Raw genomic sequence first — 14172 nt, 5'->3', positions numbered from 1 at the left:
AGAACGTGCGACAGCACACAGGAATCGGTTACACTTTCACGTCGACACCGTTACCCAAACGAAGCAGACACAACGAGACCGTTTCTTCCTCGCCTGTTTCCCAGCCTATCATTCCGCATTCCATAATCGCCCCATGAAAACGATCTACTACACCGCGTCCAGTCTCGACGGTTTTATCGCGACACAAGACGATTCACTGCAGTGGCTCTTCGCGCTGGGAAACCCGACGGATTCAAGTTACCCCGAGTTCATTTCCCAGGTTGGCGCCCTGGCTATGGGGGCATCCACTTACCTTTGGTTGGTTCAAAACAGCGAACAAGTCAAGGCGGAAACGGGTTCCGCTTGGCCCTATTCCCAGCCCGCATGGATTTTTACCTCGCGAGACTTGCCACGCATCGAGAATGCAGACTTGCGATTTGCGCAAGGTGACGTCATCCCCGTGCATCACGAAATGAAAGTTGCGGCCGAGGGCAAAAACATTTGGATCGTAGGAGGAGGCGATTTGGCGGGACAGTTTTACGATTCCGGATTGCTCGATGAAGTGATCATCCAAATCGGTTCCGTTAGCTTGGGGAGTGGCAAGCCGGTCCTTCCTCGTCAAATCCTCCCACCACAACTCCAACTTCAATCCGCTCAACAGCGAGGTTCTGGGTTCGTCGAGCTTCGTTATCTCATTTCCAAATCCGCTTCATCCATTCCATCCTCATGAAAACAACCACGGTTACCCTTTTTCCGTTCATCTGGGTCTTCCAGCTCGCGATGCTTTTCACCCCTGCCAAAGCCCAGGAGATTCAGCCAGTCCAGTGTGAAGGAGTGTACAAAAAACATTTGCAAGGCATCTGCACCGACGCAGACCATGCAATCTTCTGGTCCTTCACAACCAAACTGGTGAAGACAGGCTTGGACGGAAAAGTCCTACACGCAATCGACGTCGCGGACCATCATGGCGACCTTTGCTTCGATCAAGGTAAGATCTATGTCGCGGTGAATCTCGGAAAATTCAACGATGCTAAAGGAAACGCCGACTCTTGGATCTACGTTTACAAGAGCGATGATTTAGCGTTCCTCGACAAGCACGCGGTTCCAGAGGTGTTCTATGGAGCTGGAGGCATAGGTGTCGCAGGCGAGGAATTCTACGTCGTGGGAGGATTGCCGGACTCGATCGACGAAAATTATGTCTATGAGTACGACCCAGACTTCCGATTTCAAAAGAGACATACGATTCCAAGCGGACATACCCATTTGGGAATCCAAACAGCCACCTATGCCGACGGGCGATGGTGGTTTGGCTGTTACGGAGAACCAGCGATTCTGTTAGTGACCGACTCGCAATTTCGAATGCTGGGTCGTTACCAGTACGATTGCTCGCTCGGCATCACGGGTCTACCCGGGAATCGATTCTTTTCAGCCTACGGAACATGTGAGAAAACACGAGGTTGCACCGGGGCTGTGAAGATCGCTATTGCCGATAACCAACAGGGCTTGCGCACGCTCCCCAGCAAGGCTTCGCGCGACTGATCAGCGTGCCATATGAACCATCGACAGAGCCAACATCCCGCGGATAGTCCACACCCCAGTCCGAATCCAATTGGTGAGAACCAGGCGTCGATGAATAACGGAATCGAAACCTTGTGAAAGCCTTTCGTAATAGGGCATCTGCAGCAAAAAGGTCGATACCCAGATAGTGACCAGCAAGACACCTCCTAGCCAAACCATCCCAGTCGAGATGGAAGTGGGGCGAAGCCAGAACAATGCCATGGAAGTCGCCGCTTCGACGAGCATAGGAGGGATTACGACCCACGAAGTCGATTCGATATGTCGTTTTTCGTAAGCAGAGAAAAAGGGCTCTCCAACCGCCGCGAGAAGCGGATAGTGGATAATCTGAACAAACCATATAATACCAACCATCATTGTGGTCGCGGCTAAGTGACCCAATAGAGTCCAATCGGTTATCAGCTCGACCATCGCCAAACTCAATCTATGAGAAGACCTACACGAGACTTGCTTTCTCACGGCGTCTCTCGCCGCGAAAGCCGATCACTGTAGCGGCTAGGCAACGGTGGACTCCGAATGCGGATTTCGTTACGGAAAATCGAGAATATGCAGTTCCGGCAAGGGAGGAGCAGCCATTCTTCGCTTTGGCTCTTCGAGCGTTTTTAGAAACGCCGCCAGGTCGTCCAAGTCCTGTTTGTTTAACCCTAAAGGTTTGAGATGGTCTGATTTGCGAGGGAATCGCACATCGCTTCGCTGCGATGCCTTCGGTTTCAACGCGGGCATTCCCGCGTTGTACATATTTAGAACACCAGGCAACTCAAAAAGCCCGTTGTGCATCAAGGGGGTAGTCTGAGTGATGTCGCGAAGACTAGGGGTCCGAAATCGTCCGACATCGTGCGGATCGTCGGTGACTCGATATCGTCCCAGATCCTCGAATTTGCGACCGTAATAACTCAAACCCACATCATGAAACTGTCCATCACTAAATAGAGGACCATGATGGCAATTCATGCATCGCGCTTCTCGTCGATACAGGTCGAGACCTATCCACTCGGAATCTTGAAAGACCTCACGCTTTCCTTTCATGAATACATCGAAACGAGAGGAGCCTCCGACGATCGTTCGTTCGAAGCACGCAATTGCTTCTGCAACACGCTCGATCGTGATACGACCATCTCCAAAACTGTGTTGAAAGAGGACTTGGTACACATCGCTCCGCGCGAGCAAATCCAGTACAGTCTCCTCGGTGGCACGCATCTCGTTTGGATTACGCAGGACAGCGATCACCTGCTCCTCCAGAGATTCGGCTCGACCGTCCCAAAACAGCTTCTGATGGAAACCAGAATTGCGAACAGTAGGAGCATTGCGACGAAGCGGAATGCGACCGTGTCCAAAGCTTGTGGTTCTGCCATCGGCCCATCCCAGGTCGGGATCATGGCAGGATGCGCATGCGATCTGCTTGCTCCCCGAAAGCCTAGGATCGAAGAATAGGATCTTTCCCAACTTTTCTTTGTCCGCATTATGGGGATTTGCCAAGGGATGCTCCACTGGGGGCAATAACCCGATTTCTCGCCATTTCACGTCTGGATCGATGTTCGGTGCAGGCCATTGTTCCGGAGGCAGCGAGTACGCCTGTCGCACCTGTTGGACCCAATCGCGTCGCTCCGCTTCGGAGCGAGCAGGACGGGGCGGAAGTCGAGTTGTCGATGCGGTCGGTTCGTCGTCTTGTTCCGAAGCATCGCCTCGCGGAGCTGTGGGCTTCTCGGTCGATTGAGACAATCGCTGACGCAACATCGCTACGACCTCCTCCATTTCCTTTTCAGCGAGGGCATTGCGTTCGCCTTCGTTTGCGACGCGCACCGCTGCATATTTGGAAAACGAACGGATCCCCTCGGGGGCTTGCCCACCCGAATCGGTGCGACGATGGCATAGGGCGCATTGCGCAGCAAACGTTGCGTGCTTGAGGGTTCCATACTCCAAGAACAGGGATTGGGATGTGTCGGGGACAAAACGAAAATCGTTCATTGTCTCCCGGTGAGTTCCATATCGCGTGCGTAAATAGATCCAATGGCTCGACCCATCCCTGCTGCTTGTTGGATTATCAAAGGATAGCTCCGCCGAGCCAACCAACGCACGAACCCGCAATTCATCGATCACAGGAGTTACGATAGGATTCAATCGGTCATCGATCGCGACAAGTTGCTGCACCAGTAATGTCTGGGTAGTGGCTGGGACTTGGATGTCCGCAACGGAATTGGCTTGTGCTGAAGCAATCAAATCCTCCGAAGCTTCGCGGCTCCCTGCATGAACCCATACACGAGTAGCGCGAAGCGAGCGATTGGCGCGAAAGAGAGCCGAGCTCTTTCGCTCGATCTCCACCCAAGGATTGGTTGGAGTGCGTTCAAGACTTAAATCTCCAGGCACATACGGCAGATGTGTCGCGCGCGTCGAGTCGGTTCCCCTGAGCTGCAAGACATCCTCGAGTCCACTATCCAATTTCTGAAGTTCTTCACGCGGTTGGGCTGTGGCAACAATCGCTTGGCAAAACGCTTGAAGAAGCTCCTCGTCCTGATACTTCTCTCGTTCCAACGCCCACCAAACGGAGAGGAGATCCCACTGGAGTAGCAGGAGCGTTTTTGCATGGAGTTCGCTGCGATGTCGACGTACTTCATCAGGTATTTGGGAGAGAAGTCCGAAGAGGGCGTCCCGTTCGGAGGGTAAGAACGACTTGCGAGGGGACACACGGACATCGCCCCCGAATTGCTTCTTGTCTTCTCTCTCTCCTTTTCGCTTTTCAAAGTACCAGTGCTTCGCATACGTCTCCGAAGGCTCTCGCGCCAATCGTTTGCGTTCCTCTGGTAGTTCTGCTTGAATCTCCTCGGGTATCAGATCGGCGACGAACAACAGTTGGTGAAGCTGATTCCAAACGCTCTTCGGGTCATCGCCGTAGAGTGGTTGTGCTTCCGCAACGGCGGGGAGTCCTTCCAAGGCGTGGCCCGTGGGGTGGAAATGGGATGGAGGAGAGTCCAGGGAGAGCGCACGAGAGCTCGCGTTGTGGAGAACACCTAGCTGAACGACGAAGACCAGGAACGAAACAGTTGATTTCATTAGAATTCTCCGACAACCTCTCCACCTCGAATGGTCAACATTTGAACGGCGGTATCGGTATCGATATTCTCACTGATCAAATGCACGGATCCATCGGCTAATCCCACGTTGGCTCCTCCGTTATGGAAGCTGTAGATCGCGTAGTAATTCGTGCAATTCACCATGCAGGCACCCGGTGCTCGCCATCGATCGAACTCGTTGGCGACGGAATTGTCATACCGATAGCCACGCACAGCGAAGATGTTTCCTGCTGCCCAACTGGAGACAGCCACGTATCGGGACGATGGGCTGTTGATCAGACCAGAATCCGGGACCAGTCGTCGCTTTTGCCAAACTTGCGGACGCCCTGCCGATTCGACGAACATCACGGTGGAGGACGTGCCATCGGTGATATCGCGAATGCGTCGACCTTTGCGCCCCGGCTGGACTGTTCCGTCGAAGAAACCGTCTATCTCAGGGCGTGGGTACGAGACAAATGGAGGGGTCGCCGTCCACATGGTGGAGAGCGGTCCTGAGGAGCCTGCATAATCGGCTCCGACCGATCCCCAAGCTTCCGGACTGGAAGAGGTTGCAATCTTGAACCGAGGTTCCGGAACGGGGCTTCCTGGTGTGCTGGGGCAAAGGAGAAACGGGAGTGCGAACTGAACCGCCTCTCGGTTCTTGATGTCGTTGAAGCGAACCGAATAGTCGTAGAGATTCGCAAGAGGATTCTGCTCCAGATGGGGGAGGATCTGTGCCCCCCAATAATGCAAAGCCCCGTTGCCTGATACCGCCGTCGGGAAGCAATCCTGCGCGGCATGGAAATTATGCATCCCAATCCCCAATTGCCGAAGATTATTCGAGCACTGCATCCGTCTGGCCGCTTCCCGCGCCGACTGAACCGCCGGCAGCAGAAGTCCGACGAGCACCCCGATGATCGCGATCACCACCAACAGTTCGACCAACGTAAACCCACGCCGAAAATTCCGACTCATGTAGACACCATCCCCATCGATAACAAAAACAAAAATGCTTCGTCACCTTGGCTGGCTGGCTGGTCGGATCTGGGCGATCACACCGATTGGCGGGCTTGCTAAGTGCACGGGTTCGTGCAGAAAACTCAGGACTCAAGATCGGGCATCCTGGAGTTCCGAGCCGCTTGCTGATACTAAGTCTCAAAAGAATAGGCATCCCCCCTTTTTTGGCAACCCCAAGTGTGTAATATAAGGAAGGCAGCAATCTGTTGAGAGCGTCTCTCAACAAGAGGATCGTTCAGAAGCAGGAATCGAAGAGGACTTTCTGGTGAAAACCGAGCAAATCGTAGCCGTTCTCCCGGGTGCGGATCCTTGCGAAAGGATTGTGATCGCATTGGACAGTACGGCGGAACCCAAGCCGATTTCGGTTCGATCCGAGTCTTTCAGTTCCGATGTGGGGTGGTTTGCCCAGAGTGAGCTTAGGCTATCCCGGTCCGAAATGGCCGGTTTGCGAAATGTGCTGGGGGTTCCTGTCGCGAAGGCATGTCATTTCGCGGTCGATCAAATCGAGGAAGCCAAAACGGAAGAGGAGCCTAGGGTTCTGTCGTTCGCCGCCTACCGCAGAGCGTAAGCCACGAGCGTTTTAGTCGCTCGCATGGAGCGGGCGACCGGGCGACACGCCACCGTTTTGGATCAGCAACCGGCCAATCGCTAGCCGGACTTGCGAACCGAGGAGGATTGAATCGCTTCTTCGCCGTTCTTAAGGAGCTTGGTGTACTCTTCGACACCTTCTTGCTCGTCAGCCAAAATGTCCTCCAGGAAGATCACGAGAGGTCGATTTCCTTCGGCCAATTCCAATGCCTTGGTGTACATCTCTACCGCCTTGGACTCGAAGGCCAAGCTGTTTTGAAGCACTTCGACCAAGTTTCTCGATTGCTTGATTTCGTTTCGCTGTGCGACCGGAACACCGCCGAGTGAAACAATCTTGTTACCTACCAAGTTAGCATGCTTGAACGACTCTTTTGCATCCCCTTCAAACTTCTCAGCATAAACTTCTCGCCAAGGTCCCTCGATGATGAACGATGCTTGTGAATACTGCGCAACGCCGGTCCATTCATGCTTCAGAATCTCGTTTAACAGATCGATGATCGCTTGATTGCTGCTCATGTTTCATTCCTTTCGTGTTTTGAATTTCTATACTAATCAAAACGTAGCGGTCGCAGAGGAATCGATCAACCCCGTGATGCAGATGCTGAGTATCACAAAGCGGAATGGGACGTCGAACGGATGCTGAGAAGGGATCTCAAGACATAGGCGACACAGGCAACGCTCGTCAGCGCAGTCGCGCCCAAGAGAGTAGCGCCGAAGCTGTCGAGGTCGAATCGTTCTCGTCCTCTCGCAGTTTGAACAAGCGAAAAGATCAAGAAGCTGTAGCAGGACCAAGCGCCCCATCGAACGGCCTCAAGAGAAAACCTGTGGCTCGCGTGACGAGTCACCCAAGCGAGGAATGGCAAAGCTTGGATCGCGTGCAAGCCGGCCCCATGCGGAAACTTCAACACTCCCGCGGGAGGAACCAACTCGGGAGCCATGCCTTTTCCTATCAGGTATTTTCCGATAATCGTGATCGCATACCCCAACACGACCGAAGCCAACAAGAGATTCATGCCATGCCAAATCGCCGATTGCATCGGTGATACTGTTGGTTCGGAGAACTCCAGCCAAGTTCGCAGGGTAAGAAACACGATGATGACCGAGGCAGTGGAAATCATCAGGAGCATCAAGCTCTCGACTCCATTGTTGAACCAACCCTCGGTATTGAAGTGGCTGCGTGCACCTCGCCACGATTGCATGGTGATCAAAAAAACTTCGATCGCCAACGAAACGCTCAACACGTATCGAAGGATGGGGTCCCAACGTCTCGGGGGCAATTTACTGAACACCCAAAGTGCAGAACCCAGTGTGAGACCCGTGGAGATTCCGAACAGAATAGGTTTTCGGAACGATATGGGATCCTCCCAATCCCGTTCGCCGAAAGCAAACACGGGGAGATGGAGAAGCCCCGCTAGGATCATCGCGTAAACCATCAACCATAGGGGAGAACACGCCCATGAAGTAGTATTCGTTCTTGCGAATACGTCGACTTGATCGCCCTCCTCTTGAGCAGGAGTCCGCTTTGTCATGGCTTACTGTGGTGTCCCTGGGAGTCGGAAGAGTTTTCTCGCATTCTCGCAGAAGAGTCGCTCCTTCACCTCAGACCAGTCGCGGATCCATTGTGGGCCCAAGTTTTCCATGTCTTGCAATAGGGATGCGGAGCCGGCCAAGTATTGGTGATCGCGGTGACGGGTTCTTCGCGATTCATCAACCAGAATAGGTTGGCCACCGATCAGGTACTCCCCTGGAGGCATGCCGGCTGCGCTCATCGCGTCGCTGGTGACAATGACTCGATCCGGACCAAAGAGTTCCAACCAAGTTTTCAGTAGCCAGAAGGGAGCGTGGATACCATCGGCGATGAATGACACGACAAGTTCGGACCTGCAAGCCAATACGCGGTGCAGTATGTTGTCATGGCGTGATACCTCGAGAGCGCATCCGTTACCTAGATGTGTGAAGCCTTGAAGTCCTTGATCAATGGCCCCTCGCAATTGTTCGAGCGATGCGTCGGTATGCCCTGCGAAAGGAACAATGCCTTGATCGGCGAGCCATCGCGTGCCAAGGAACTGGGGATCTTCTTCCGGCGCTAAGGTGACTTGCCGAACCAAGCCGCGGCCCGCCTCCACCATTTCCTTTAGGAACTCGAGGCAGACTGGTCTTATCGCGTCGAGCGGGTGCGTTCCGCGGTAACCTGGTTTGGGAGAAATAAACGGCCCTTCGATATGCAGCCCACCTACGCATGCCTGCAATTGACTATCCGCAGTCACCCATCCTGCAATTTTCGAGACGCGCCGGAGGAGTGCATCGTGGGGCGCGGTGATCAGGGTCGGAAAGAACTGTTGGACGCCGGATGCGGCGAGTTTTTGGCATGCGTGGGAAAAAGAATCCAGGTCCAGGTTGTCGTCGTTGAAGTCGATCCCAAAGGCGCCGTTGACTTGGATATCGATAGTTCGCATTGCGGACGATCCGAGAGTGAAAGCAAGAGTGGCGAGACGCGAGTTGCAGGAACGGTGTTTCAACCGGCAACGAGCGTCTCGCCTCTCCTATCGGGGCAGCTTTCGCTGCTCCGAATCAAATTTTGGAGTTAGATGCGCCTGATCCAGACGCGTAGGCGCTAGGCCTTGGCGCTTTCCAGGGCAGCCTCGAGCTTCGTTCGGGGCGGAATTCCTTGAAATCGCTCGATGATCTCCCCTTCTTTGAACAACAGGAGGGTTGGGATCGCGTTGATGCCGTAGCGCTGTGCCAATTCGGGGTGGTCTTCAACATTGACTTTGCCAATGCGAACGCTGCCGTCGAATTTCACTGCTAACTCGTCGATAAGCGGAGCGATCTGTCGGCATGGCCCGCACCAAGTTGCCCAAAAGTCGACGAGGACGGGTTGTGAGGATTGAAGAACGTCGGAGTCGAATCCTTGTTCTGTGAATTCTGCTGCGTTGCCCATGAGGAGAACCTTTCCATTCAGTAAGTGACATCGGGGAACACCCGCCGGCTGCCAGATTTATACAAGACAAAAGGAGTTCGCAGTAGTGCAGGTGCCGTGCCATTCGACCGGAATCCTTAGGAGTTCCGCGGCGACTTGATATTGACCCTCGCAACGCGTTCCTCGTACATTCCCTGGACTACGCATATTTCACTGCGCGAGCAAACAACGGATTTGATTGCGAAAACGCACCCATTGCAGGGCACCCAGGCCCCCTTGGTTTCACGGAGGAAGCTAACCATGCCAACAATTTACCAACTTCGCCGCCTTGGATTCCGAGCCGCGTTGCTCTCGACTCTTTTGATCGGGACACCTGGTTTCGCTCAGGACCAATCCTCGGGAAATCGGGGTCGCGCCGTCAGCGCAACCCCTACCTCCGCCAAAAACGCCCCCTCCACGCCTGCCGCTGCGGGTGCACCGCGTGTCGCTGCGGTCGTAAATGGCCAGCCGATCTCGATCTCCGAGCTTGCGACCCAATGCCGACTTCGATTCGGTGAAGAGATCCTGGAGGACTTGATCAATAAGACGGTGATCATGCAGGCATGCCAGGCTCAAAACATCGTTATCAGCGAAAAAGACATCGAAGCAGAAATTGCGAGGACGGCGAGCAAGTTCAATCTTACGACCAAGATGTACCTCAAGCTCATCGAAGATGAACGGGACATCTCACCCGAGCAGTACGCAGCGGACATCATTTGGCCGATGCTGGCTTTGCGATCGCTCGCCAAGGACGCGATTGCCGTCACTCCGCAAGAAATCGATCGAGAATTTCAAGGCGAGTTCGGGCCCAAGGTCAAAGTCCGCATGATCGCTTGTAAAGATCAAGCCAAATTGGCTCAGCTTCAAAAGCAAGCGACCGAGAAGCCCGAGCTGTTTAAGGTGCTCGCGAAGGACCACAGCGAGGATCCTGCGAGCGCAAGCGTCGAGGGATTGCTCCCCCCCATTCGGCGATTCACGGGAGACGAAGAACTCGAGAACGTTGCCTTCGCCCTGCAAACCAATGAAGTCTCTAAGATCCTCAGCGCCGGGGAAATGTACGTCATTCTGCAATGCGTGCAGCACATCCCGCCCGCCAATCCACCGCAAGCTCAGATGCAAGAAATCCAGACTAGGATCAAGACCGAGTTGGAGGATCGCAAACTTCGCGAATCGGCAGAGCAAGTCTATTTGACTCTCCGTGAAAAGAGCTCCATCACGGTCGTGCATGGCAAGCTGGAGATGGAACGGCAATACCCGGGGGTTGCAGCCATCGTCAATCAGCAAGCCATTCAAATGGAAACCTACGACAATGCCTGCGTGAAGCGATTCGGTAAGAAAATCCTGGACGGGGAAATCAATCGAAAGCTGATTGAGGGGGCGCTGACCAAAGCCCAATTGCAGATTTCCCAAGCCGATATCGATCAGGAGATTCATCGGGCTGCTCAGTACTTCGGATTCGCTAAAGCGGACGGGTCCGCTGACATCCCGCAATTGCTGGAAAGCATCGAGCAAGAGGACAATATGACTCCCGAACTTTATGTTCGCGATGTGATTTGGCCGACGGTTGCTCTCAAAAAATTGACAGCTGGAAAAGTAGCGGTGACCGACGAGGATATTCAAAAGGGATTCGATGCCAACTACGGACCCCGCGCCGAAGTCCTGGCTATCGTGCTTAGCAATCAACGAACGGCACAGCAAGTTTGGGAAATGGCTCGCAACAATCCGAGCGAACAATTCTTCGGTGAACTGGCTAGCCAATACTCGGTGGAAGACAGCTCGCGCAGCAACTTTGGAAAGGTTCCGCCTTTGCGTCGCAACGGTGGGCAACCCACGCTCGAGAAAGCAGCTTTCGAGCTTCAACCGGGCGCACTTTCTGGAATCATCGAAGTGAACGGGCGCTATGTGATCCTCAAGTCGCAGGGCTTTACCAAGCCGGTGGTCAGCACCTTGAACACAGCGATCCGAACGGAGTTACAACGTGAAATCGAAGAGAAGAAACATCGTATTGCAATGGATCAATGCCTTAGCAAGCTTCGAGAAGATGCTCAGATTGTCGATTTCAGCGATTTGAAGAAGAGTCGGGTTAGTTCGCAGGATCTGCGCGAAGCCCAACAAGTCTTGGAGCAGCAACCCAAATAAGGTTGAAGCATGCGACTTCGGTTTCCCCGGCACCGTTTGACGGTGCTGGATATATTGGCTGCTTCGCGAACGGTGCCTGCATTCCCGATCCACCGAACGTTTCAGCTTGCATCGGTGGAACACGCGAGAAAAGGAAGTCCGGTGAAAATCGGCTGGACTGCCTTGTTTCTCAAATCTTTTGCAATGATCTGCACCGAAGCGCCCTCGCTGAGAGATCTTTTTGTCAGCTATCCGATTCGACATCTATATCGTCATCCCCATTCCGTCGCATCGGTGTCGGTCCATCGCTTGGATGCCAACGGAAACGAACGTTTGATATGGGGGCAGTTACGAAATCCTGAATCGCTATCTCTCATCGAGATTCAGAGGGATTTAGGTCGATTGGTGACCGCTCCTCTTAAGGAAGTCTACAAGGATGGTTTGATCCTCGAGTCGTTTCCGGTACCTCTTCGCAGGCTCGCATGGTGGTGGGGCATGCGGTGGAGCGGCCGAAAAAGAGCAAAGCACGTGGGGACGTTTTCCATATCCAGCCTGGGTGGGCAAGGCTGCTTGAACGCTTACCATCCGCTGGTGACATCCACCAGCCTCGCCATGGGGCCGTTGACCGAGCGAGGGACAATGGACGTCGTGTTGCTATGCGACCATCGCATGATGGATGGAATGCTGGGCGCACAAGCACTGGCTCGGCTGGAGGAATGGTTGACAACCGAGATCGTGAAAGAGCTAAATTCGTCAGCATCCAGCGACGTTCTCTGAATCAACGTTCTCTGAATCATCGTTCTCCGAATCATCGTTCTCCGAAACAGAGAACGATGGCCGTTGTTGATACCATCGTGAGCTTAACGGGCGACTTCGGTAAACCTCGATTCACGCACGACCGTCACTTTGATTTCCCCTGGGTAAGTGAGTTGTTCTTCGAACGCTTTGGCGATATCGCGACAGACCTTAGCTGCGATGGAATCATCGGTGTTTTTGGATGAAACGATCACTCGCAACTCGCGACCTGCCTGAATCGCGAACGCTTGCTCGACCCCTTGGAAATTCTTAGCGATCGATTCGAGCTCTTCCATTCGTTTGATGTAGCGCTCGAGAGATTCTCGTCGCGCTCCGGGGCGGGAAGCGCTGCAAGCGTCTGCGGTGGCGACCAGGAGGGTATAGGGGTATTCGGTGGTGAGCTGATCATGGTGTCCGAGCGCGGCGTGAACGACGATGTCGTTTTCACCGTTGCGTTTGAGGATATCCGCTCCGATTTTGGGGTGTCCCCCCTCGAGCTCGTGGTCCGCTGCCTTGCCGATATCGTGCAAGAGGCCTGCGCGGCGAGCAAGTTGTGGGTCCAGCCCGATCATCTCGGCCATCAATCCGGACAAGAAAGCGACTTCCACGCTGTGTCGCAGGACGTTTTGCGAGTAGCTAGTTCGGAAATGGAGGCGTCCCAGCATGTCGATCGTGCGGTCGTGAAGACCTTGGATGTTGACCTCTTGGGCGGCTTCTTCTCCTTTGCGGCGAATGAAACTCTCCATCTGCTTTTCGCTTGCAGCGACGATTTCCTCGATTCGCGTCGGGTGGATGCGGCCGTCGGTGACAAGCTTCTCCATCGCCGAGCGGGCAATTTCGCGTCGAACGGGATCGAAGCCGCTCACGATCACTACACCGGGGGTGTCATCGATGATCAGATCGCATCCAGAAACCTTTTCGAAGGCCCGAATATTGCGACCTTCCCGGCCGATGATGCGTCCTTTCATGTCATCGTTAGGGATGTCGACGGTGCTGGTGGTGCTTTCCGAGGTATGGGCCGAGGCGTACCGCTGCATAGCGGTCAGGAGGATGTCCTGGGCCTTCTGCTGGGCCACTTCGCTTACACGTTTCTCGTGTTTGAGGATCACGGAGCCCATCTCGCCTTGGAGATCGCGTTCCAGGACGGACAGGAGTTGTTTCTTCGCTTCGTCGATCGACATGCCGGTCATGCGTTGGAGGTCGGATTGAGCCTGCTGGATCAGTTTGTTGTATTGATCCGATTTCCGATTAACATCCTCCATCCGTTCCGCGACTTTGCGTTGGTTGTTTTCAACGAATTTTTCTTGCTTGCGGAGATCGTCCGACGACTGCTTGATCGACGCTTCTTTTCGATCGAGCTCCGATTCTCGTTTGCGAAGCTCGTCCTTTTGTTTTTGGTTTTCGCTGTCGAATTTGCTTTGGAGCTGAAGCAGTTTTTCCTTCTTTTCCAGTTCTGCTGTTTTCACCAAATTCTCGCAATCGAGTTTGGTTTGGTCGAGCAGTCTTTGGGACTGCGACTTCGCATCCCGGCCTTGCAGGTAGTTGATGAGGTACAGCGCCCCCGCCCCGAGGGCGACTCCGACGAGGAACACAATCGCAGTGACAGTCGTACTGCTGGATGAATCTGCGGCCAAGATGAAAAACTGCAGCCGATCCAGGGTTGCGGTTAGTTTCAACACAATTTGCTTTCTATGGTTCGCGGCGGGCTTCCTGCGCCGATTAGGAAATGATTCTCAGGGGCCAGTCGCGGTTGAAGGACGAGCGAAGGGCTTATCCTCCTGGCGGTCAGACTCCGTCCCTAGGCCCGATTCGCGGCATCACCCCTCCTTCATGTGACGAACCGGAGGAGAACCGCGACTCAATATTAGGACAGGGCACGCCACCGGTGTCGGGGGACGCGATTCGCACCGAGGGCGGAAGAGGAGAGTGGACAAGGAGGAATAATGGTACGTGCAAACCCTGCAAACGACACGACGAGACCGAGAATGGCAGGTGAAGCCCCATTAAGGTGGAGTCCGCCCGCCAGCTTCGGCGCTCGTTGCTGGAATCTCTTGCAGTTGGGCATCGGTTTTTTATGCCGACTTCGCTTATGCT

General features: G+C 54.1%; 13 protein-coding genes. 5 read left to right on the top strand and 8 right to left on the bottom strand.

Translation table 11 applies throughout. The annotated features are described in order from the left end of the window. Nucleotides 1–133: 133 nt before the first annotated feature. Together VN12_RS16790 and VN12_RS16785 are read left to right on the top strand one after the other, a co-directional pair. On the top strand, nucleotides 134–709 hold the full coding sequence (locus tag VN12_RS16790) for a dihydrofolate reductase family protein (protein WP_146677916.1): 576 nt from the start codon (nucleotides 134–136) through the stop codon (nucleotides 707–709). After that, on the top strand, nucleotides 706–1518 hold the full coding sequence (locus tag VN12_RS16785; protein WP_205855067.1) for a hypothetical protein: 813 nt from the start codon (nucleotides 706–708) through the stop codon (nucleotides 1516–1518). Before VN12_RS16790 ends, VN12_RS16785 begins: the two co-directional genes overlap by 4 nt. On the opposite strand, the gene VN12_RS16780 is transcribed toward VN12_RS16785, so the two are convergent. The 3 genes from VN12_RS16780 to VN12_RS16770 form a co-directional block, all read right to left on the bottom strand. Beyond that, nucleotides 1519–1965, bottom strand: a complete 447-nt coding sequence (locus VN12_RS16780) for a hypothetical protein (protein ID WP_146677915.1) — start codon at nucleotides 1963–1965, stop codon at nucleotides 1519–1521. 117 nt (nucleotides 1966–2082) lie between these two features. Then, a complete protein-coding gene (locus tag VN12_RS26215; RefSeq protein WP_205855066.1) occupies nucleotides 2083–4602 on the bottom strand; it encodes a cytochrome-c peroxidase in 2520 nt (839 codons plus the stop codon). Continuing rightward, complete coding sequence (locus tag VN12_RS16770) at nucleotides 4602–5576, bottom strand: DUF1559 domain-containing protein (protein ID WP_146677914.1); 975 nt, start codon at nucleotides 5574–5576, stop codon at nucleotides 4602–4604. The genes VN12_RS26215 and VN12_RS16770 overlap by 1 nt, the downstream gene beginning before the upstream one ends. 307 nt (nucleotides 5577–5883) lie before the next feature. On the opposite strand from VN12_RS16770, the gene VN12_RS16765 reads away from it, so the two are divergent. After that, nucleotides 5884–6186: a hypothetical protein gene (locus tag VN12_RS16765; RefSeq protein ID WP_146677913.1), complete on the top strand. Its 303-nt coding sequence runs from the start codon at nucleotides 5884–5886 to the stop codon at nucleotides 6184–6186. An 80-nt stretch (nucleotides 6187–6266) separates the two neighbouring features. On the opposite strand, the gene VN12_RS16760 is transcribed toward VN12_RS16765, so the two are convergent. The 4 genes from VN12_RS16760 to trxA form a co-directional block, all read right to left on the bottom strand. Next, nucleotides 6267–6722: a bacterioferritin gene (locus VN12_RS16760; protein ID WP_146677912.1), complete on the bottom strand. Its 456-nt coding sequence runs from the start codon at nucleotides 6720–6722 to the stop codon at nucleotides 6267–6269. A gap of 92 nt (nucleotides 6723–6814) precedes the next feature. Further along, the gene (locus VN12_RS16755) at nucleotides 6815–7735 is read right to left on the bottom strand and encodes a hypothetical protein (protein WP_146677911.1); all 921 of its coding nucleotides are present in this window, start codon (nucleotides 7733–7735) and stop codon (nucleotides 6815–6817) included. Nucleotides 7736–7738: 3 nt separating this feature from the next. Next, nucleotides 7739–8662 (bottom strand): N-acetylglucosamine-6-phosphate deacetylase, encoded by a 924-nt coding sequence (locus VN12_RS16750; protein ID WP_146677910.1) that lies wholly within the window; start codon nucleotides 8660–8662, stop codon nucleotides 7739–7741. Nucleotides 8663–8820: 158 nt separating this feature from the next. After that, the gene (gene trxA, locus VN12_RS16745; protein ID WP_146677909.1) at nucleotides 8821–9147 is read right to left on the bottom strand and encodes a thioredoxin; all 327 of its coding nucleotides are present in this window, start codon (nucleotides 9145–9147) and stop codon (nucleotides 8821–8823) included. 279 nt (nucleotides 9148–9426) lie between these two features. Here trxA and VN12_RS16740 point away from each other — a divergent pair, with 279 nt between their 5' ends. Together VN12_RS16740 and VN12_RS16735 are read left to right on the top strand one after the other, a co-directional pair. After that, entirely contained in the window at nucleotides 9427–11304 is a 1878-nt protein-coding gene (locus VN12_RS16740) for a peptidylprolyl isomerase (protein WP_146677908.1), read from the top strand. A 9-nt stretch (nucleotides 11305–11313) separates the two neighbouring features. Further along, the gene (locus VN12_RS16735; protein ID WP_146677907.1) at nucleotides 11314–12060 is read left to right on the top strand and encodes a 2-oxo acid dehydrogenase subunit E2; all 747 of its coding nucleotides are present in this window, start codon (nucleotides 11314–11316) and stop codon (nucleotides 12058–12060) included. Between the two features lie 83 nt (nucleotides 12061–12143). Here VN12_RS16735 and rny read toward each other — a convergent pair whose 3' ends face one another. After that, on the bottom strand, nucleotides 12144–13712 hold the full coding sequence (gene rny, locus VN12_RS16730) for a ribonuclease Y (RefSeq protein ID WP_146679967.1): 1569 nt from the start codon (nucleotides 13710–13712) through the stop codon (nucleotides 12144–12146). Between the last annotated feature and the right edge of the window lie 460 nt (nucleotides 13713–14172).

This window comes from Pirellula sp. SH-Sr6A, assembly GCF_001610875.1.
In the GTDB taxonomy this organism is placed as follows: Bacteria; Planctomycetota; Planctomycetia; order Pirellulales; family Pirellulaceae; genus JBKCUI01.
This window is presented reverse-complemented; position numbering and strand designations above follow the sequence as displayed.